This is a genomic window from uncultured Thiodictyon sp. (assembly GCF_903946935.1).
In the GTDB taxonomy this organism is placed as follows: Bacteria; Pseudomonadota; Gammaproteobacteria; order Chromatiales; family Chromatiaceae; genus Thiodictyon.
The window spans coordinates 16,966-37,099 of the sequence record NZ_CAJAXH010000201.1 but is presented as its reverse complement, the minus strand read 5'-3'; the positions used below and the strand labels follow the sequence as shown (position 1 = coordinate 37,099).

At 62.7% G+C, this 20,134-nt stretch carries 17 protein-coding genes; 7 read left to right on the top strand and 10 right to left on the bottom strand.

What is annotated here, in order from left to right; translation table 11 throughout:
* From QZX93_RS16880 to QZX93_RS16860, 5 genes are all read left to right on the top strand, one after another.
* Window positions 1-428, top strand: a 428-nt coding sequence (locus tag QZX93_RS16880) for a transposase (protein WP_295387871.1), incomplete at its 5' end; no start/stop codon positions are given.
* A 201-nt stretch (window positions 429-629) separates the two neighbouring features.
* On the top strand, window positions 630-1,955 hold the full coding sequence (locus QZX93_RS16875; RefSeq protein WP_295387868.1) for a hypothetical protein: 1,326 nt from the start codon (window positions 630-632) through the stop codon (window positions 1,953-1,955).
* 3 nt (window positions 1,956-1,958) lie between these two features.
* Window positions 1,959-3,140, top strand: a complete 1,182-nt coding sequence (locus tag QZX93_RS16870; protein ID WP_295387865.1) for a glycosyltransferase — start codon at window positions 1,959-1,961, stop codon at window positions 3,138-3,140.
* Between the two features lie 301 nt (window positions 3,141-3,441).
* Complete coding sequence (locus tag QZX93_RS16865; RefSeq protein ID WP_295387863.1) at window positions 3,442-4,164, top strand: hypothetical protein; 723 nt, start codon at window positions 3,442-3,444, stop codon at window positions 4,162-4,164.
* A gap of 20 nt (window positions 4,165-4,184) precedes the next feature.
* Window positions 4,185-4,613, top strand: coding sequence for a hypothetical protein (locus tag QZX93_RS16860; protein ID WP_295387861.1), 429 nt, complete (start codon window positions 4,185-4,187; stop codon window positions 4,611-4,613).
* Window positions 4,614-4,787: 174 nt separating this feature from the next.
* On the opposite strand, the gene QZX93_RS16855 is transcribed toward QZX93_RS16860, so the two are convergent.
* The 10 genes from QZX93_RS16855 to QZX93_RS16810 form a co-directional block, all read right to left on the bottom strand.
* Window positions 4,788-5,810: a lysylphosphatidylglycerol synthase transmembrane domain-containing protein gene (locus QZX93_RS16855; protein WP_295387858.1), complete on the bottom strand. Its 1,023-nt coding sequence runs from the start codon at window positions 5,808-5,810 to the stop codon at window positions 4,788-4,790.
* On the bottom strand, window positions 5,807-6,565 hold the full coding sequence (locus QZX93_RS16850) for a class I SAM-dependent methyltransferase (RefSeq protein WP_295387855.1): 759 nt from the start codon (window positions 6,563-6,565) through the stop codon (window positions 5,807-5,809). Before QZX93_RS16850 ends, QZX93_RS16855 begins: the two co-directional genes overlap by 4 nt.
* Before the next feature lie 14 nt (window positions 6,566-6,579).
* The gene (locus tag QZX93_RS16845; protein ID WP_295387851.1) at window positions 6,580-8,019 is read right to left on the bottom strand and encodes a glycosyltransferase; all 1,440 of its coding nucleotides are present in this window, start codon (window positions 8,017-8,019) and stop codon (window positions 6,580-6,582) included.
* A gap of 4 nt (window positions 8,020-8,023) precedes the next feature.
* Window positions 8,024-10,315, bottom strand: coding sequence for a hypothetical protein (locus tag QZX93_RS16840; protein WP_295387846.1), 2,292 nt, complete (start codon window positions 10,313-10,315; stop codon window positions 8,024-8,026).
* Window positions 10,316-10,809: 494 nt separating this feature from the next.
* On the bottom strand, window positions 10,810-11,961 hold the full coding sequence (gene prpC, locus QZX93_RS16835) for a 2-methylcitrate synthase (RefSeq protein WP_295387841.1): 1,152 nt from the start codon (window positions 11,959-11,961) through the stop codon (window positions 10,810-10,812).
* A 226-nt stretch (window positions 11,962-12,187) separates the two neighbouring features.
* Window positions 12,188-13,078: a methylisocitrate lyase gene (prpB, locus tag QZX93_RS16830; protein ID WP_295387837.1), complete on the bottom strand. Its 891-nt coding sequence runs from the start codon at window positions 13,076-13,078 to the stop codon at window positions 12,188-12,190.
* Window positions 13,079-13,092: 14 nt separating this feature from the next.
* The gene (locus tag QZX93_RS16825; RefSeq protein ID WP_295387833.1) at window positions 13,093-13,782 is read right to left on the bottom strand and encodes a GntR family transcriptional regulator; all 690 of its coding nucleotides are present in this window, start codon (window positions 13,780-13,782) and stop codon (window positions 13,093-13,095) included.
* Between the two features lie 123 nt (window positions 13,783-13,905).
* Window positions 13,906-14,997, bottom strand: coding sequence for a glycosyltransferase family 4 protein (locus QZX93_RS16820; protein ID WP_295387828.1), 1,092 nt, complete (start codon window positions 14,995-14,997; stop codon window positions 13,906-13,908).
* A 23-nt stretch (window positions 14,998-15,020) separates the two neighbouring features.
* Window positions 15,021-15,962: a class I SAM-dependent methyltransferase gene (locus QZX93_RS16815; protein ID WP_295387823.1), complete on the bottom strand. Its 942-nt coding sequence runs from the start codon at window positions 15,960-15,962 to the stop codon at window positions 15,021-15,023.
* Window positions 15,963-16,180: 218 nt separating this feature from the next.
* On the bottom strand, window positions 16,181-18,073 hold the full coding sequence (locus QZX93_RS16810; RefSeq protein ID WP_295387819.1) for a propionyl-CoA synthetase: 1,893 nt from the start codon (window positions 18,071-18,073) through the stop codon (window positions 16,181-16,183).
* Between the two features lie 420 nt (window positions 18,074-18,493).
* Between QZX93_RS16810 and QZX93_RS16805 the strand changes: the two genes are divergently transcribed.
* Together QZX93_RS16805 and QZX93_RS16800 are read left to right on the top strand one after the other, a co-directional pair.
* Window positions 18,494-18,898, top strand: a complete 405-nt coding sequence (locus QZX93_RS16805; protein ID WP_295387815.1) for a hypothetical protein — start codon at window positions 18,494-18,496, stop codon at window positions 18,896-18,898.
* Window positions 18,898-20,118 (top strand): TonB-dependent receptor, encoded by a 1,221-nt coding sequence (locus QZX93_RS16800; protein ID WP_295387812.1) that lies wholly within the window; start codon window positions 18,898-18,900, stop codon window positions 20,116-20,118. Before QZX93_RS16805 ends, QZX93_RS16800 begins: the two co-directional genes overlap by 1 nt.
* Window positions 20,119-20,134: the final 16 nt, after the last annotated feature.

Below are 20,134 nucleotides of genomic sequence, written 5' to 3'. Positions count from 1 at the left end.
TTGACGACGTTCTTGAGGGTAGAGATCGGCCGCTCGTTATGTTTGTTGATCGCGCTAGCTTCCATCATTCAAAAGCAGTTAGGGACCATGTACGAGCAAATCGCAAACGAATTCGCGTCTATTTTTTACCTAAGTACTCGCCTGAATACAATCCAGCGGAACAAGTCTGGCAGGAGATAAAAGAAAATCAAGTCGGACGGCAGCCCATATATACAAAGCATGACTTAAATAGGAAATTGCTCAATGCGCTCAAGAGGCTGCAGGGGGCCTTGATCATCGTTCCGGCCAGCGGCCTGCTTCGGGAGTCCAAGGCTTCAGCCTTGGTCCTGTCCAGCCAAGGCCGAAGCCTTGGACTCCGGCCCCGATTTGGCCGGAACGATGATCGAGGCCCTGCAGGGGAACGTTGCCCGAGTCAAATCGTTCTTTGAAATGTCCAACACGCGGTATGCTCTTGGTTAAATGAATTATGTTGTGATAACAAATGGGACCCCGATAAGTAAGCCTCTATCTCAAAATGGTTCTTAGACAGCCTCTTATAATCTATTGCATATACCGCAATCAAGCTAAACCAGTGCCGCACCCCATGAACGAGGAATTCTGAAATGAGAGGGTCGTTATCCTGGTGGCTCATGAGATCCCTGCGGATCGCGGTGGGGGTGTGGCGTCGCGACCCGGAATATCTCGCTCGTCTGGGCCTGCTGAAACTTGCCCGCAGGTTGCCGTGGCGCATCGCGGAAGAGTCACCGAGCGACGCGGCGTCCGCGGGGGAACTTGGCGACGATGCGAAGGCCGATCGATCCGTACGAGGTCTATTGTTCGATGCCTTACCGGACCTTGCGCCGCTCGTGACCTACCCTGACCCAGACCCTGCCGCGACACGCAGGCTGACGGTCTTGACCGACTCGCTCGACGCTGCCAGCCAATTCGGGGCGGATGCCACGGCGATCCTGTTCGCGGTCGCGCTGGCAAGGCACCGGGGCCTGCGGCTGCGCTGGGTCACCCGGCACAGACCACCGGAACCCTCGACGATGGGTGCCGTTTTGGCCGCGCATGGGGTTAGCTACCACGACAATATCGACTTCGACTATGCCCCGATCGGCACAGTGACGCGCGAACTCGGCGTCGCCGACCATGAACTCATCGCCACGACATCCTGGCAGACCACCTGGGCGGCGCTGCAGAGCTTCGATCCATCACGCATTATCTATCTGGTGCAAGACGATGAACGGGTGTTTTACCCCGCGGGAGAAGAGCGGCTTCGCTGCCGTGAGATCCTGTGCGACGCGCGGATACGCTTTGTCGTCGACAGCGCCGTGCTACTTAAACATCTGGTGGCCGAAGGAATGACGGGGGTGGCCGCCAACGGGATCGCTTTCGAACCGGCCTTTGTGCGCACACTCTACTATCGAGAGCCCAGACCTCCGGGCGGCAAACGGTGTTTTGTGCTTTATGCTGGACCGAACCATCCACACCATCTGTTATTGCGGGGACTCGAGGCGCTGGCGGGCGCACTGGAACGTGGATTTTTCCCCGCCACGGAATGGGATGTGCACATCATCGGAAAAGCCATCCCTGGCATCGCGCTGCCCGGCGGCATAGCGCCAACGATCGCTGAAGCCCTGCCTTGGCAAGACTATGCGGCACTGATGCGCCGGACCGATGTCGCTCTGTCATTGAGTTGCACACCACGCCCGAGCTATCCATCATCTGAATTTGTTGCCAGCGGTGCCGTCGTTGTCACCAATCACCATGAGCGCCGCCACAGCATCGATTCCGAGTGCGCCAATATCCTGTGTGTCGAGCCGTCCGTAGAGCACCTCGTCGCGGCGCTGGGACGGGCGGCGGAGTTGGCGGCAGGCGCACCGCAGCGGCAGGCGAACGACCTGGCTACGCGTATTGATCGGGATTGGGCGGTGGCCTTCGCGCTGGCGCTTGGCGCACTGGCGGGATACTGACAGATGTTCTTGACGAATGTCGCTGCCAGCAATTATGTGGCCCCTTGGGCTGAATCCTTTACGGAGCGGTTGGATCGACTGAGTCAGGGGTCGCGCCATGTCGCCTATGTCTATCCGTACCCCAACATGGCCACCTTCCGCTATCGGGTCATGAACATGGTCGAGGCCCTCGAGACGACCAACCATGCCGTGGGTGCAAGTTGGTTTTTCCGCGATGAACTGTGCCACCGTGACGCGATCATCGAACGGGCCGACGTGATTGTTATCTGCCACGCCAAATACTCAGTTGATTTTGCGCAATTGGTTGCGCGGGCGCACGCCCGCGGCCGGCGGGTGCTGTTCGATATCGACGACCTGGTGTTCGATAGTCGCTATGTGCATTTGATATTGAATCACCTTGGCAACGCCACCGTCGATGCGGACCTGGACTATTGGTTTGCCGATCTGGGTCGTTACGGCGCTTTGCTGAGGCTATGCGACGGCGCCATCTTGACCAATGAATATCTCGCGGAGCGGGTTCGCGACTTTTGCGACCTGCCGACGGCCATCGTGCCAAATTTCATGAATCGCTCACAACTGGATCACTCTGCGCGCATTCTCGACAGTAAGCGATCCGCGGGTTTTGCACGCGATGGGCGCATCCATGTGGGCTATTTTAGCGGTTCAGCCACCCATCGTCGTGATTTTGCCGTCATGGCGGACGCCCTATCAGGTCTCATGGCGGTCGACCCACGCATTGTTCTGCGGATTGTCGGGTTCTTGGAGATCGACGAGCGGTTTGCCTGCTTCGGCGATCGGGTCGAGGTCTTTCCGATGCAAAACATACTTGATCTCCAGCGGCTGATCGGTCAGGTTGAAATCAATGTGGTCCCGCTGCAGGACAATGCCTTTACTAATTGCAAGTCTGAATTAAAAGTGTTCGAGGCGGCAGCCGTCGGTACCATCAGTATCGCCTCACCGACTTTCACCTTGCGGGGCGCCATCCGAGACGGGGAAACCGGGTATATTGCGCCGGCCCATCAGTGGCAACAAACCCTCACCCGCGCAATCGATCGGCTGGACGACTATCCAGCGATGGCGATGGCGGCCGCCGCAGCGGCCCTGGCGCATTATGTCCCCGAGGTCCAGGGGCCGGCCGTCATCCGCGCCTTGTTCGGTGACTGGGTTGAAGATCCGACCTCATGACCAGCAGACCCGGCGACGGCTCAAGATGAAGGTTGGCCCGTCGGTGGTCGGCAGATGCAGGTCGACCCTCGGGTGGCGGCGAATTTCTCAAAGGCGGACGGTGAGGGCAGGCCCGGTGCGAGAGGGCGCGGCACTGTTATTTGATTCAGTTGCTTGCATCCGTGACCAAACTGAAAAACTACGAATTTCTAAATGTTATCGCTGCTTGACATTTTGTAATGTGTGGCTACACTTATTCCTTAAATCTTGCCTAGTGGTGGTAGTTTAGCGGGTTTGTCAACATCAACATCGGAGGGTTGCTGTGTCGCAAGAAAATGTCCCTAATTTGAAAATTTTTATGCTTGGAGTTGGGGTTTTCGCCACCCTGGGGATCGGCGGAGCGGGAGTCTACATGGCGCGACAGGCGGCGGCATTGACGAGATCCAGTGACGATCTGGTTCAGGAGCTGAAGAGCTTGCGGGCTAACTTGGCTAGCCAGCCAACGCCGCCTAGCACTACGGCGGCGCTGGCGCGAGCGCCTGCGCCCGCGGGGGAACCGGAAACTGCGGCCGTTGTCACCGCGTTGCGAGAGGCCTTGGCCCCCCTATCCAAGCAGGTCGCGGAATTGGATGCGTCAATTCGCCGTCAATCGGCAGTCCGTTCGGTGGCGGCGAGCGTCCCCCCGGGCGTAGCGCCGGTGCCACCACCCTTTATCCCGCCGCCGCTGCCAAGAGCTGACGGCTTACGCCAGGGGCGAAATCCGGCCGCACAGGACGCTGTTCCAAAGGAAACAAGGGAACGGATCGATGCGATATTTCAGCGGAACTCGGAAGACGTGCGTAACAGAATCGCGGCTGAAACCGATCCGGAGCGCCCAGACCCCGAGGTTCTGATGCGCGTGATGAGTCAGGCACAGGCTGAACTTGCTTCAGACTTGTCTGGTGTCATGCCGCAAGAGGAGTACGACGTAATGTTCCCTTCAATGGGAGCGGGTGGACCCACGCCGGGTGGTAGCGACGCTGCCAAAGGCAAACAACAGAAGTAAACAGAAATGGAGAGAACGCGATGAAAACCATGAAGTCCTATGTCGCCGCAGCCGTCATCGCATTGACGGCTTTGCTTAGTTCGCCTGCCGCGTGGGCTACCCGGGATCAAACCCTCGCGCAATTGCTCAACTCAACCAACCATCAAGGCTCGTTTGTCTACTATAACACCCTGGGGGTTGTCTATAATAACTCAACGTACAAGTCTTATGCATATACCAATGCCTATAATACGTACGTTGATCTTATTTATGCATGGTACTATGCTCCAATAGGGAGTGGCATGGAGGCTTATGCGAAAACCGCATATCAGCTGCAGTACTATGCCTATCTCTATTCGGTGTATTCCTATGTCTATGGTAGCAGTTACGCGACGACTGCGAGTTTATATGCAGACTACGCGATGTGGTATGCCGGTCTCTCTCAGTACTACGCGGCTTACAACGCATAGCGTTCCGATCCGTTAGGATGCGGGGAGTTAGACGCGGCGTCGGCGGAGGCAATAATGCCATGTGCGGCGGGGTAGTGCTGCAATCCGTATGTTCTAAGATTCTATGAACGGATCGTGCGTCATAACGCCACCTGGCTGCGTAAATGTAGGTCGCCTTGAAAGGCGGCCTACACCTCAACTGACTGGGCGTTCGCCGCCGGATAGGGCGGGCGACGAATCGGTGACTTGTGGGCGGGCCTGCCTAACCATCCCGATGGCACCGCGCCCGTTCATCAGTAGGGCAACCGCGAGGGTCAACAACTGCAAGATCGTCGCTAGGGCAATGGCGGACTCCGCCGGCTGACCGAAGAAGGCGAGGGCGACGACGGCGGCGGCCTGGTAGATGCCGACATAGCCGGGCGCTGACGGCAGTGCGGACCCTGCCCCCAGGCAGACCAAGACCAGTAGCGGTGCGGCCAGAGAGAGCGGGATAGCGAAGGCGAGGAAGAGTGAGCCGACGGCCAGATAGTCACACGCCACGATCACCACCGCGACCAGCGCGACCTCCAATGTCATCCAACCGCGCAACAGCCCATGGAGCTCGTGCCGCAGCTCGGACAGGAATACATCCGGACGCAGGGACCAGCGCTGTAGCCAGCGTTCAGTCAATGTCGCCACACGCTCTTCCCAGAATCGGGCCCCTTTCACGAAAAACAGCAGGGCGGCGGCGAGTACGGCCGTGCCGATCAGTAGATAGATGAGCCATTCATCCAGCGCCCGGTCGAGCGGCAGGGCGAAATAGAGTCCGCCCGCGCACGCGATCAGGACGACGACATCGACCAGTCGGTCGATCACCGCGCTGGCAAGAGGGAGCGCGAGGGTGGAGCCAGTGAGCCTGGCCAGTGTCACGACCCGCAGAAACTCCCCGACCCGACCCGGTAGGAGCAGATTGACGAGCACACCGAGGTAGGTCGCACGCGCGAACGGCCGGTGCCGATCTCGCGGCAGGCCAGCGATCAAGCGCCAGCGTAGGGCACGCAGGACCATGCTGCCGGCCAAGGCGACCGCGCTCAGTAACACCGGGGGCAGTGAAATGGCAGCGAAGGTCCGCACGAGTCCGCCGAGATCGACTTGGCGGAATGCCAGCCACAGGAATAGCGCGCTCAGTGCGAAACTGACCAGAATGGACGTCCTGATCGCCAACCGGCGCTTACTCATTCGCCTAACTCCAATTCGATCAGGGCGAACATGGCCCACCGGTTCTGCCGTAGCCGCGATTCCATGGCTCGTACCGCTGGATACAGCCAGCCGGGCACCACCGCGCGCAGTGAGACACCGCCGGACAGCACATAGGCGAACGGCATCATGGGGCGGATACGGGCAATGCGCCAGCGCGGGAAGCGCTGCGCAAACAGCGCCGCGTCGCGCTGGAAGACAATCCAGGGGAGTGCCCCATTGGCCCCCGACAGGGGACCGCTGGACGGAATCTCCCAACCGGCCGCGGGCTCGAACGGCTCCGGGTGGAGATGGGAATAGACCCACTTCGACGAGGGGGTGCTCCAGGGCTCCACCATCACGAGTTTGCCGCCTGGTTTCACGCAGCGGGTGGCTTCCGTCAGAAAATGACTGACATCTGGAATATGGTGAAAGACGTCGGTCATCGTGATCGCATCGAGCGAGGCATCCGCGAACGGCAGGGCGCAGGCGTCGGCAATGAGATCGACGCCCGGGGTCAATAGGATCTCACTGGTTATCGCCTGCGGACAGACCTCCTTGAAGAAACCGGCACCAGAGCCCAGTTCCAACACTTGACGACGCTCTCCCACCACGTCGGCGAGATCCGCATACCACTCGGCATAGAGGCGTCTCAGGAATGGCTTGGAGGCGATGATCTGACGCCGCAGCAGGGTCGTGCGCGGATCGTCGAGCGATAGTCCGCGGGTGAGCGGGTGTTGCAGCAGGTGGCCGATCATCGCAGCGCTCCAGATCAGACGAATTTGATGCGACGGGCGGCAAAGGCCACCATCCGCAGCAGCAGCCAGCCGTGACGCCAGCGGGAGATATTGGTCTCGCCATACCGACGCGCCCGGTAGCGGATGGGCACTTCCATGATCTTGAGATTGAGCCGCGCCGCCCCGAACAGCAGATCGAAGTCGCCGAACGGATCGAAGTCGCCAAAATAGGAGCGATTATGGGCGATCCGCTCGTAATCGCTGCGCCACAGCACCTTGGTACCGCACAGGGTGTCGCGTATCGCCTGACCGAGTAGCCAACTGAAGGCCCAGGAGAAAAACTTGTTGGCGACCAGATTGGCGAAGCGCATTGCCTCGTCGGCCATCGGATAGACCAGCCGCACGCCATTGACGAACTCGGCCTGGCCGTTGGCCATGATCGCGTAGAAACGCGGCAAGTCCTCGGGTGGGACGGTGATATCCGCATCCAGGATCATCAGGATGTCGCCGGTGGCCGCGGCAAAGCCGGTACGCACCGCATCGCCCTTGCCCTTGCCGGGCTGCTTGAGCAGGCAGCAATTGCGCTCGGGGTGGCGGGCAATGGCCCGCGCGATCGCCTCATAGGTGTCGTCCGTGGAGTTGCCCTCGACGAATAGGATCTGGGTACCCCCGCCCATCTCCGGGATGCGTGCCATCAGTTCCTCGATATGGCCGGACTCGTTTCGCGCTGCCACCACCACCGATACGCTCGGCTGCGGCGTAATCGCCTTGCCTAAGGGACGGGCCACCATCAGATTGGCCAGGTCGAACCAGCGGAAGGGTAGGACCTTGGCGAGATAGCGGTTCGCCAGCTCGGAGATGACCGGCACGCGCAGGGGGGCGAGCACCTCTTCCCACTCCCGCAATGGCTCAAAACCGGTAATCTCGAGCAGATTGGCCACGTCATGGCGCGTCAGCCAGTTTTGCGGGAGATTGGGGGTCGCCAGGCCCAGTCGGCGCGCCAGTCCGAGCGGCAGGCTCCACAGATGACTGTGGAAGTTGAATAACAAACGGGTATGCGCGGCACAGAACTGGCGCAACTCGCCGAGCATGGACTGGACGTCCCAGAGGTCGTTGACGATGTCGGAGAGGATCACGTAATCAAAGGCTTGGGCATCCAGCGTGAGCGCGTGGGCATCGGCCACGACGAATTGCAGCCCGGGGTGCGCCAAGCGCGCCTGCTCGATCATCTCGGGAGAGCAGTCAATGCCGACGCCGACCGCCGGCCGCACCGCCGCGAGTAGTTCACCGCGGCCACAGCCGATCTCGAGCACGCGCGCGCCCTCTGGGATCAGGTGTCGGTAAACGGTACACAGCCGGGAACGGTAATAACCGCCCCAGGAGGAGGCCGGGCTGCGGCTGACCTGGCCCCAAAAGGTCCGGCGGGCCGCGAGGTAGTCAGCGGCCTCCTGCCTGAAGGTCTCGAAAGCTGTCACGCGCTCACTCCAACTGCGTTAGGGATCTTAGTCTGAAATAGGGCACACCGAAGAGCGTCTTGCTGTCATGAGGGTCGAGACAGAGCCCCAAGAGCTTGCCATCGTAGCGCGCCAGGCTCGTATCGGCATAACCATCATAATGCTGCGCCCCCGCCGCATCGTTCGCCCCAAGTTGATCGGCATGAAACAGTGCCCCGCCGGTAAAGGAGGCCACATCCGCTCGCCACCAGGTGTGCGTGCGGATGCCGCGCAACAAGGCTTCGCGGGCGACTTCGCCGTGTAGGAAATCGGCCGACCGGCCGTCCTCGACGAGACTGAGCGAGATATTGCCACCGCGGTTCATCCGGGTCGCCACGGCCTGCTGGCCCTCTGGGCACCCGTTAAAGGGCACCCGCGGCGCTGCCGCCAGCCGCGCCAACGGGGTGAACGGTAGCAGGAGTATACCAAGGACCAGCAGTGCAACGATCGGCTCCAGGACCGAGCGGCGCACCGGCGGCGTCTGCTCGGTCACTGGCTTGGCCCCGCCCAGCCACGCCACGAGTTGCGCAAAGACCGCGATGGCGATGGCGATCTGTAGCGCATCCACCCCGACCGTGGCCGCGAAGACCCTGGGTCCACCGTCTCCGAGCAGCCAGGGGGCGGAGGCCAGAATGCCCAACGACAGGAGCGCAATCATTAGGTAGCGCGGATCGCGATAGCGCCACAGCAGGGGCAGCCACGCGAACCACCAGCACAAGCGTACGGCCGCTGCCGCGTGATCCAGGCGGTAAAAGCCATAGGTACCGCCGGCGACGAAGGCCTTCAGGTTGGCCGCGAGGCCCTCATAAAACAGCGTGGGTTGCCGGGTGATATTGCACCAAGCCAGGCCGAAGACGGCATGCGATTGCGAGGCATCGGTACCCACTGCAAACAACTCGGGGTGGTCGATCAGTACTTGAGACCACCCCTTACCGCCGACCGACAGACCATAGAGGGTGTAGGCGAAGTTGCCATGCGAGGCGGCGAGGTCCCCGCCGATCGCCCGCACCAATCCCACCTGCAACGCAAAACCGGCCAGGATCGCCAGCACGGTAACCAGTACCCACCACCAGCTGCGGCGGCGACTCGCATGCGCCATCCAACCGGCCCACAGCACCAGTGCGGGCAGGACAAAAAAGGCCCCGGCCCGGGCGTTCAGCGCCAGCGACAGCATGGCGCCGCCAGCGGCCAGCCAGGGCAGCGAACGCTCATCGGCCGCGCGCAGCAACAAGGCGAGGCCCAGGCAACCGAAAATGAGACCCGCGTTCTCCGTCATGGTCAACGGGAACAGATCGACGCTCGCGTAGGCGACCAGCAGGACGGCGGCTACCAGGGTCGCGACGCCGGGGACCAGCGGCGAGAGTCGTCGCACCAGGGTGAAGATGGCCACGGCGGCGACTGCTGCCTGCAGCGCCAGGGTCGTGAGCAGGTGTCGCCCACCGAGCAGGTTCAGACCGGCCAGCCAAGTGGGGTAAGTGGCGCGGCGTTCGCACCAGGGGTCCAGCCGGCCGAAGTCAAGCAGGCTGTTGGCGCAGCGCCAATAGCCCGAGGAGTCGCTGATCGGAAAAAAACCGGCCACGCTCAAGTCGACACTCCAACCGTTGCGCCAGCGCCAGGCCAGCAGACCCCAACAGCACAGCAGGAGTGCCAGGGCGACGGCGGCCGCGAGCCATGGGCGCCGCGTGAGGTCCAAGGGAAAAAAGAGTCGATTGAACAGGCCGCGGCCAATCCGGCACCAGGCGGTGCCCTCCGCCGCCCCGATGCAGCCGCCCGCCAAGGCGAAGCCGACCGCGCCCCAGAGCAGAAATGCCAATGCGTAGCCCAGACCGGATGGGCTCCAGGGGGCTGCGGCAGTATAGCGCCGGCCATTGGTGCGGGGGTCGCTGCAATCCGGTGTAGAGAATAAGAGGGCTTCGCGCCAGTGCGAGTAGCCGCCGGGTCCGGACCGGACAATCTCTGCGTCAGTGGCGTGCGGATTGGGCAGCGGCCTGCCGTTTTCACTCAGCACCAGTTGCGAATGGGCGGTGGAACGGGTATCGCTCATCCACTCGATCAAGGGCCAGCCGCCCGGCCTGGGTAGCTGTTTCACCAGATAGGCACAACCTTCCTGGTGGACAATAGGGAGTGGCGGCAAGGTGAAGGTCGTGATCGTTCCATAGGCGCCGCCGAGCCACGCGTAGGCCAATACGACCCCACACCAAACCCATAGCAGCAGCAGCGCCAAGCCCAGGAATGGCCGGCCGTCCAGACTCAAACGGGCGATGAGTAAGCGGCGCATGGCTTCATCTTAATCGAAGAGGTCCCTGTGAGAATCATCGGGGCAGTGCATATTGCCGACGGCTGACGATCGAAAAACGCACTGCTGGGCCTGGGATCAAGCGTGCGATGGTGCCGCGGAGCGCTGGCCCATGGTGCATAACGAGACTCGACAGGGCCACACGAGCGGCGATCCGGCGATGCCGACTGTGTAAGATAGCGCGCCGCCCGCGGGGCGGTCAATCCGCGACACTTGCGCTGTGGCGTTTCTTGCGGGGCGCCAGCGCGCGAGGTCGAGGCCAGGCGGGCCTGACGGGCTGCGGCTTTCTCGCGGACGCAGTCGCAATCGGGCCACCACGGCACCCAATCCGAGGGGGGTTTTGACAACGCCTTTCCCGCGGCCAGCCAAGCCCGCAGGGGCTCGCCGCCAGCGGTCGCCGGGATGGGCTGGAGCCGCGAGTGCAGCCGCCGCGTGACACCGCGCCGCGGTGTCACGGGTGCTTCAGTCCGCTCCGTCTAGCGCCGGTCGAGCGGCACCCATTTGCGGTTTTCCGGGCCGACATAGTTGGCGCTCGGACGGATGATCTTGTTATCCTGGCGCTGCTCGATGACGTGGGCGGTCCAGCCCGTGATCCGCGCGATCACAAAGATGGGCGTGAACATCGCGGTGGGGATGCTCATCTGCGAGTAGGCGACGGCGGAGAACCAGTCGAGATTGGGGAACATGTGCTTGAGGTCCCACATCACGGTCTCGAGCCGCTCGGCGACCTCGAACATGCGCGAGTCCTGGTTGCCCTCGGACAGCCGCCGGGCGACGCCTTTGATGACCTCGTTACGCGGATCGCCGACCGTATAGACCGGGTGGCCGAAGCCGATGACGATCTCTTTGCGCTCCATGCGGGCCTTGATATCGGCCTCGGCCTCCTCGGCTGTGGTATAGCGCTGTTGGATCTCGCAGGCGACCTCATTGGCGCCGCCATGTTTGGGTCCGCGCAGTGCGCCGATGGCGCCGGTGATGGCGGAATAGATGTCTGCGTTGGTGCCGGCCACCACGCGCGCCGCGAAGGTCGAGGCGTTGAACTCGTGCTCGGCATAGAGGTTGAGCGAGGTGTGCATGGCGCGCACCCAGGCGGTGGATGGGGTGTGCTGGTGCAGCAGGTGCAGGAAGTGCCCGCCGATGGAGTCGTCCTCGGTCTCCACCTCGATGCGCCGGCCGTGGTGTGCATAGTGATGCCAATACAGTAGCATGGAGCCGGAGCAGGCGATCAGGCGGTCGCCGATGGCGCGGGCGCCGGCATAGGGCATCGACTCCTTCTCGGGTTCCAGCGTGCCGAGCAGCGAGGTGCCGGTGCGCAGCACGTCCATCGGGTGGGCCGAGGGCGGGAGCTGTTCCAGTGCGGTCTTGAGCGCGGCGGGCAGGCCGCGCATGGCGCGCAGGCGGCGCTTGTAGGCGACCAGCTCGGGGCGGCTCGGCAGGTGACCGTGGATCAGGAGGTGGGCGATCTCCTCGAATTCCGCGTGGTCGGCAAAATCGATGATGTCGTAGCCACGGTAGTGCAGGTCGTTACCGGTGCGCCCGACGGTACAGACGGCGGTGTTACCGGCGGCGGTGCCGGACAGTGCGACTGACTTTTTCGCCTTCGGCAATGTGCTCTCTTGCTCGGCCATGCTGGTTTCTCTCTATGGTTCAGTAATGATGCAGGGGATTATTGTCCGCAAATGAACGCAAATGAACGCAAATGAACGCAAATAAATAAAGGCGCTGGGCCTCGTGTATGGGCGCGGCTTTGTGCGAGTGGGGGCGACACTGGTCGCTAACCATCCGCAGTGCGTGCTCGGCCCGGGAGCGCCCCGGTCATATTTGCGTTCATTTGCGGACCGAACGCCGGTTTTCTTACTCCTGATCCTGGTCCGCCGCGAACAGGGCATCGAGCTTCTGCTCGAAGCCGTGGTAATTGAGATAGTCATACAGGTCCATGCGGGTCTGCATGGTGTCCACCACCTTGGCCTGGGTGCCGTCGCGGCGGATCGCCTGATAGACGTTGAGCGCCGCCAGGTTCATGGCGCGGAAGGCGGAGAGCGGATAGAGCACGAGTGAACACCCGGCCTCGCCCAGTTCCTGCGTGGTGTAGAGCGGGGTGGCGCCGAACTCGGTGATGTTGGCGAGGATGGGCATCCCCACGGCGGCGGCGAAGCGGCGGTATTGGTCCAGTTCCACGATGGCCTCGGGGAAGACCATGTCGGCGCCAGCCTCGACACAGGCAATGGCGCGCTCGATGGCGGACTCGATCCCCTCCACCGCCAGCGCGTCGGTGCGGGCCATGATCACCAGGTCATCTGTGCGGGCATCGACGGCCGCCTTGATGCGGTCGACCATCTCCTGCCTGGAGACGATGGCCTTGTTGGGGCGATGACCGCAGCGCTTGGCGGCCACCTGGTCCTCGATGTGAATCCCGGCCGCCCCGGCGCGGGACATCTCGCGTACCGTGCGGGCGATGTTGAAGGCGCCACCCCAGCCGGTGTCGGCATCCACCAACAGCGGGAGTTGGCTCGCGTAGGTAATGCGGCGCACGTCTTCGAGCACGTCGTTGAGACTGGTGATGCCCAGATCGGGCAGGCCGAATGAGCCGGCCGCGACCCCGCCGCCGGACAGATAAATGGCGCGATAGCCGGTACGCTCGGCCATCATGGCGTGGTAGGCGTTGATGGTACCGACCACTTGCAGTGGGCGTTCGGTCTTGACGGCTTGGCGCAGACGGGCGCCGGGGGTGTTCGCTTGGGTCATGGGTCGGTCCGTGGTCAGTTGGTAGTCTTGGTCGCGAGTCGGCGCTCGACATTTTGCCGCGAGGCGCGGATGTGTCGGCGCATCATGAGTTCGGCCAGTTCGCCGTCCCGTTCGGCGATGGCATCGACGATCAGTTCATGCTCCTTGAGCGCATCGCGTGCCCGGTCGCTGATCATCCCGAACTGGCAGCGGTACATGCGCGCGAGGTGGTAGAGGTCGTCGCACAGGATGCCGATCAGGCGCTGGTTGCCGCTGCCCTGCACGATGCGGTAATGGAAATCCATGTCCCCCTCCTTCTGGAAATAGGCCTGCCAGTCGTCGCGGGCGATCTCGCGCCGGTGCTGCTCCAGCAAGGCCTTGAGGTCCTTGATTGAGTCCGCGGCCATGCGCTCGGCGGCGAGCCGTGCCGCCATACCCTCCAAGGCCTCGCGGATCAGATAGATCTCGATCAGTTGTGCGTTGCTGAGGGTGATGACCCGGGCGCCGACGTTGGGGCGGCGCTCGACCAGATTGCACGATTCCAGCCGCCGCATCGCCTCGCGCAGCGGGCCGCGGCTGATCCCCAGGCGGGCCGCCACCTCCGGCTCGCTGATCTTGCTGCCGGCCGGGATCTCGCCCTCGACGATCGCCAGGCGCAGCTGTCCGAACACGCGATCAGCGATGGTGGAGGTCTCCTCCGGCAGGGTTTCAACGGTGGCGTCCATTCAAAGTGTCGACAATCTTGTTTGAATGAAGCGAAATATAGCCGGTTCTCTGGCCATGTCAAGTGAGTCTGTCGACAATATAGAGTATTGGGCCTGACCCCGGGTGCCCGCGCGCCGTGCCTTTCAGGGCAAATTATTGGGGGCAAACGCAGTCAGTATCCGGTCGAGGCGCTCCACGAAATGGTCAAAGGAGAAATAATCGAGCAACGTCGGCACGCCCCTGGGCTTGGCCAGTGCCCGCACGAGCGCCGCGCGCAACGACTCTGGGTCGTCAGGATTGGCCAGCTCGCCGAGCTTTCCGTCGAGCACCGCGTCGCGACTGCCATCGAGCACACTCGCGACCACCGGCGCCCCGGTCGCCAGCGCCTCGAGGAAGACAAAGCCAAAACCTTCCTGGCGTCCCGCCATGGAGTAGACGTCACACAGGCGGTAATGATCGGCCTTTTCATCCTCACTGATACGACCGGCAAATTTGACATAGGGTTGCAGTTCGGCGGCGGCCACCTTGGCGGCAAGGCGTGGCTGGTCGTCCCCGTCCCCCGCCACCAGATAAACAAGATCAGGCATTTCGGCAAGCAGACGCGGCATCAGCGCGATCAGCTCATCAATGCCCTTCTGGCGCTCCCGTGCATCGAGCCGACCCAGTGTCATAATGACTCGCTTGCCGGCCAGATCATAACGGTCGATGAGATGCGTGGGCTTCGGCCCGCTGCCATAGGTCTCGGTATGGACCGCATTCGGTAAGATGCCGACCCGCCCCGCTGCGACACCGGACCATTCCCGAAACCGGGCGCTCGTGAACTCTGAGATCGAGATCAGGCCGTCGCAGGAACGCGAAAGTCGGTCGACCAGTAATCGACCCGTTGGGCGCCAGGCCTCGGTGCCGTAAATAACACCGATGATCGGCACGCGCCGACCGAGTTGGGCGGCCCGCGCGTAGGGCAACAAATAGATGTGGGTGCAGAGAATTAAGTCGTAGTGCTCAATGGCTGCCTTGGCCACCTGGCGCGTAAACGCCGCCAGCCCTGCGGCAGCCGTGAAGGCTATCTCGACCTTCGCGGGCAGGTCCTCCGGTGTGCTGCGCAAATGGCGCGGCAGCAGCTTTAGTCCTTGAACATAAGGCAGTGCGCAACAGGCGTCGATCAAATCGCGATTATAGACCGCAATACCGCCGAAGCCGCCATGGGCCTCAGGAACGAGCGCCAGAATTTTCATGATAGATAAGCTATGATCTCCGGTCAGCGTCGGGTCATGTGAATGGTGAGAAAAGAGCCCCACTGCAGTGTGTTGGTCAACAGGCGCGTCAAGCCGTCAGGCAAGATACGCTCCAAGGCGCGCTTCAAGCGGCCTGCGGGTATCGGTATCACGTCGGTCTTGAGGCCGGTCACGCGAAACTCGTCAACCTGAAACAGATCGCCCGCCAGGGTACTCCATTCATCCTTGCGATAATAGCGTGCGATCGCCCCGTCAGTCGCCAACTGATTGATGTCGTGGAGGCTGTTGCCCTTGAGGGCACGGCCCTGAATGACGCCTTTAAGGAGCCCGTCGGCAACATAGTATTTCCAGAATGATCGGTGGTAGACCATCACGTTGGCGCGTCCACCTGGCCGTAAGACTCGGTGCATCTGCTCAAGGATGCGTCGCGTGTCCGCCGAATGGTGAATGACTCCCCACGACCAGATGTAGTCGAAACTCGCGTCCGCAAAGCTCATTTCTTCGGCGTCCATTTGCAGTGCGCGCGCGTGCTTCAGTCCCATTTGCTCGAATCGTTTGCGGGTCGCCTCGACGGCCGGCTCGGTAATGTCGATGCCGGTGAACGAGCGGGCGCGAGGTGCGATCAAGCTCGCATGGGAGCCCTGTCCTATGCCGATTTCGAGTACATCAAGTGATGCGAGTTGTGCGTAAGGAATCTCGCGTTCGAAGGGTAATTCACGCCATGGCATGTAGGGCCGCGCCGAGTTGTAGAATCGGGTATCGATTTCAGCGAAGTACTCTGGGCTGTGCTGAGCGTAAGGTATCTCGCTGCGCCAGTCGTATCGCATCGGATTGAATGACCACCAGGTTCGGTTAGCCTCCTGCCATGACCGATGCTGCTCGGGGCTGTCAGGGCGTTGGGTTGGCGAAGAGAAGCCCTTCGCCTTGCTGAAAAATTCACCATCGACGAAATCATCTCTTGACATGGCGAGATCCTATAATCGTTTGTTCGCCGGGAAAGCAATCCCCGCTGCCACCAACGCGGGAACGGGGTTAAGCACAATGACTCGGCTCTTACCGTGAAAGTCGCGCCGGGAGCACGCTCCAATTCTACCTCCCCCCTTGGAGGGGGAGGGCCGGGGAGGGGGAACGGCCAAGGCGCCCGCTACGTTAAACCTTCGGGTCGGTGCCGGCGCCGTGGTCGTTAGCCGTGCTGGGCGTAGCCGATGGCCGCCAGTGCCGCCTCGATCTCGTCGAGGATGGCCGGATCGTCGATGGTCGCCGGGACCTTGTACTCCTTGCCGTCGGCGATGCTCTTCATGGTGCCGCGCAGGGTCTTACCGGAGCGGGTCTTGGGCAGGCGCGGGACGATGACCACGGTCTTGAAGGCCGCGACCGGGCCGATGTCGTCACGGACCTTATTGACCAGTTCCTTGCGGATGAGCGCCGGATCCCGGTCCACCCCGTTCTTGAGGACCACCAGACCCAGTGGCAGCTCGCCCTTGAGTTGGTCCGCGGCGCCGATCACCGCGCACTCGGCCACGTCCGGATGGCTGGCCAGCACCCCTTCCATGGCGCCGGTGGACAGGCGGTGGCCGGCCACGTTGATGATGTCGTCGATGCGGCTCATCACATAGAGATAGCCGTCCTCGTCCTGGTAGCCCGCGTCACCGGTCAGATAATAGCCGGGCTGGATGGAGAGGTAGGACTGGACGAAACGCTCGTCGGCGTTCCACAGGGTGGGCAGACAGCCGGGCGGCAGCGGGAGCTTGATCATGATCCGGCCGATGTCGCCGGGCTTGACCTCCTCGCCCTCCTCGTCCAGTACCTGGATGTTGTAGCCCGGGACCGCGCAGGTCGGTGAGCCGGGTTTGACCGGCAGCAATTCGATGCCGGTGCAGTTGGCCGCGATGGCCCAGCCGGTCTCGGTCTGCCACCAGTGATCGATCACCGGCACCTTGAGGATGCGCTCGGCCCACTGCAGGGTGTCCGGGTCGCAGCGCTCGCCGGCCAGGAACAGGGCGCGGAAGCCGGCGAGGTTGTAGCGTTTGAGGTGCTCGGCGTGGGGGTCGTCGCGCTTGATGGCGCGGAAGGCCGTCGGGGCGGTGAACAGGGCCTTGACCCCGTGCTCCTCGATCACCCGCCAGAAGGCGCCGGCGTCCGGGGTGCCGACCGGCTTGCCCTCGTAGACCACGGTGGTGGCGCCGATCAGCAGGGGGGCGTAGACGATGTAGGAGTGGCCTACCACCCAGCCGACGTCCGAGGCGGACCAGAAGACCTCGCCAGGCTTAATGTTGTAGATGTTGCCCATGCTCCAGGCGAGCGCCACGGCGTGACCGCCGTTGTCGCGCACCACGCCCTTGGGGATACCGGTGGTGCCGGAGGTGTAGAGGATATAGAGCGGATCGGTGGCGGCCACCGGGACACAGTCGGCCGGTTGCGCGGCGGCGACCGCCTCCGCCCAGCCGATATCGCGGCCGGGGACCAGGGTGCCCGGCTCCTGTGGGCGCTGATACAGGATGCAGTGCGCGGGCTTGTGGTTCGCGAGATCGATCGCCTCGTCGAGCAACGGCTTGTAATGAACCACGCGGTTGGGCTCGATGCCGCAGGAGCCCGCGACCATGACCTTCGGTCGAGCGTCGTCGATGCGGGTGGCCAGTTCGCGGGCGGAAAAGCCGCCGAAGACCACCGAGTGGATGGCACCGATGCGGGCGCAGCCAAGCATGGCGATCAGCGCCTCCGGCACCATCGGCATGTAGACGATGACCCGGTCGCCCTTGGTCACGCCCAAGTCCTGCAAGGCCCCGGCGAAGCGCGACACGCGCTCCTGTAACTGTCGATAGGTGATGATTTCCTTTGAGTTTGTTACCGGACTGTCGTAGATGATCGCGGCCTGGTCGCCGCGGGTGGCCACATGGCGGTCCACCGCGTTGTAGCAGGTGTTGAGCTCGGCGCCACTGAACCAGTGGTAGAAGGGGGGGGTGGAGTCGTCTAAGACCCGGTCCCAGGGCTTGATCCAGTCGATCAGGCGCGCGGCATCCGCCCAAAAGGCGTCGGGATCGCTCATGGAGCGGTCATAGATGGCTTGGTAGCCCATGGCAGTTCTCCGGTTGGGTGACCGCGGCCCCGGGCGGTGCAGCGGTGTAGCTGTGTATTGCGCGTCGCAACATTAGTCGGTCGCGGCGCCGCGCGCAATGGTCGCCGAAATGCGGGCGCACGTCTGTATCCACTACACCCGGCGGTCGATTCCGGCTATCCTGTCGACCGGGGCCGCCCCGGCGCGGGGCCGGTCCTTGAACTGCCCGCCGGTGCGGGCCTGGCGGGTTGACGGATGCCCACGGCGCGGCCTCAGTGACCGCGTCGGTGGGTCGCCAGCCTCAGTCGCAACCAGGCGAGCTGTCATGCCTAGTAGGCACAAAATTTACACGGATGAATGTGGTTCGCGGGTCCTTCCCCGCGGCATCCGCGGGGCTTTCGCTTGAAAGCGGCGCCGTGGTGGCGGCACTGTGCAAGTGCGGTGAGTTGCCTGTTGCTCGCCCAGTTGTCGGCCCCGTCGGCGCTGCGTGCTCAGGAGGTGATCGTCCATCCCGGGGTTGGGGTGACGACGATCACCACCAACGAGGCCCGCCTCTACCTGACCTTGCGGCTTAAGACCTGGCCGAACGGCGAGCCGGTCAAGGTCTTCGTGTTGCCGGACGACGATCCGCTGCACCGCCGCTTCGCCAACACCGTCTTGGGGCTGTTCCCCTACCAACTACGCCGGGTATGGGACCGGCAACTGTTCTCCGGCACCGGCCAGGTCCCAACCGCGGTGGCGAGCGAGTCCGAGATGCTCCGGCGGGTGGCCACCACCCCCGGGGCCATCGGCTATGTTGAGTCCGTGCCAGCCGGCGCGCCTGTCCGCCCACTGGAGGTCCGCTGATGATGGCCGTGATTGCCCGTATGGCCCTGTGGCCCTTACTCCTGCTGGCGGGTGTGGCGGTCGCTGGCGAGGCGCGGACGCCGTCGCTGTGGGAGCGGCTGCAAGGGGATCGGCTGCAGATCCATGGCTTTGCCAGCGTAACCGGGATCCAGACGAGCGCTAACCGTTTTTTGGGCAGTACCCGACAGGGTTCGGTGAACTTCATCGAGGTCGCGCTCAACGCCTCCTATCAGTTCAATCCGCGCGTCCTGTTCTCCGGACAGGTCCTGGCGCGGCGGGCCGGGAGCCTGGCAAACGGCTCGCCGGTGCTGGACTATGGGTTGGTTGACGTGACCCTGGCCGAGACGGTCGAGCGCCGTTTCGGGGTGCGTGTCGGGCGCCTCAAGAATCCGCTTGGGCTCTACAATGAGACCCGCGATGTCCCCTTCACCCGCCCCAGCATCTTCCTGCCTCAGGTGGTCTATTTCGACAAGGTGCGCAACTTGGTCCTGTCGACCGACGGGGTGATGTTCTACGGCGAGACCGCCACCGGTTACGGCGATTTTTCACTCACCCTGGGCAGCGGTCAGCCGGTGGTCGATGAGAATCTCGAATGGGCCTTTCTGGGCGGCAACTATCCCGGCAAGTTCGAGCCCCACGGGCTGAGCTGGGTCGGTAGTCTGTGGTACTCGGCGCTCCATGAGCGGTTGCGGTTGGGGGTGAGCGGGATCACTTCCAGCCTCCGTTATCGGCCTGGGCGCAGTGGACCCGATCTACCCGCCGGGCAGACGGATATCACCTATCTCATACTGTCCGCGCAATACAACGCGGAGCATTGGACCCTCACCTCTGAATATTCGCGGTTGCCTTTGCGTTGGCAGGGCTACGGGGCGTCCTTTCCTTATCGCAAGACCGACGGCGAAGGCTATTATCTGCAAGGGACTTATCGTGTGCTACCGACCCTGGACCTGGTCCTGCGCTATGAGGAGGGCTTCACCGATCGCACGGATCGCAGCGGTCGGCGGTTGTCTGCGGCGGTCGGTGGAATGTCCCCGCCGAGCGACTATTTCGCCAAGATATGGACCTTTGGGGTGCGTTGGGACCTCGATCCGCATGTCATGTTGAGCGCAGAATACGAGCGCCACCAGGGGACTTACACCACGTCCTACCGAGAGAATGGTGCGGCCGCCCTGGTGCGGGACTGGGATCTCTTTGCGTTGCAAATCGCCGTGCGTTTTTAATCGACGATCATGGATA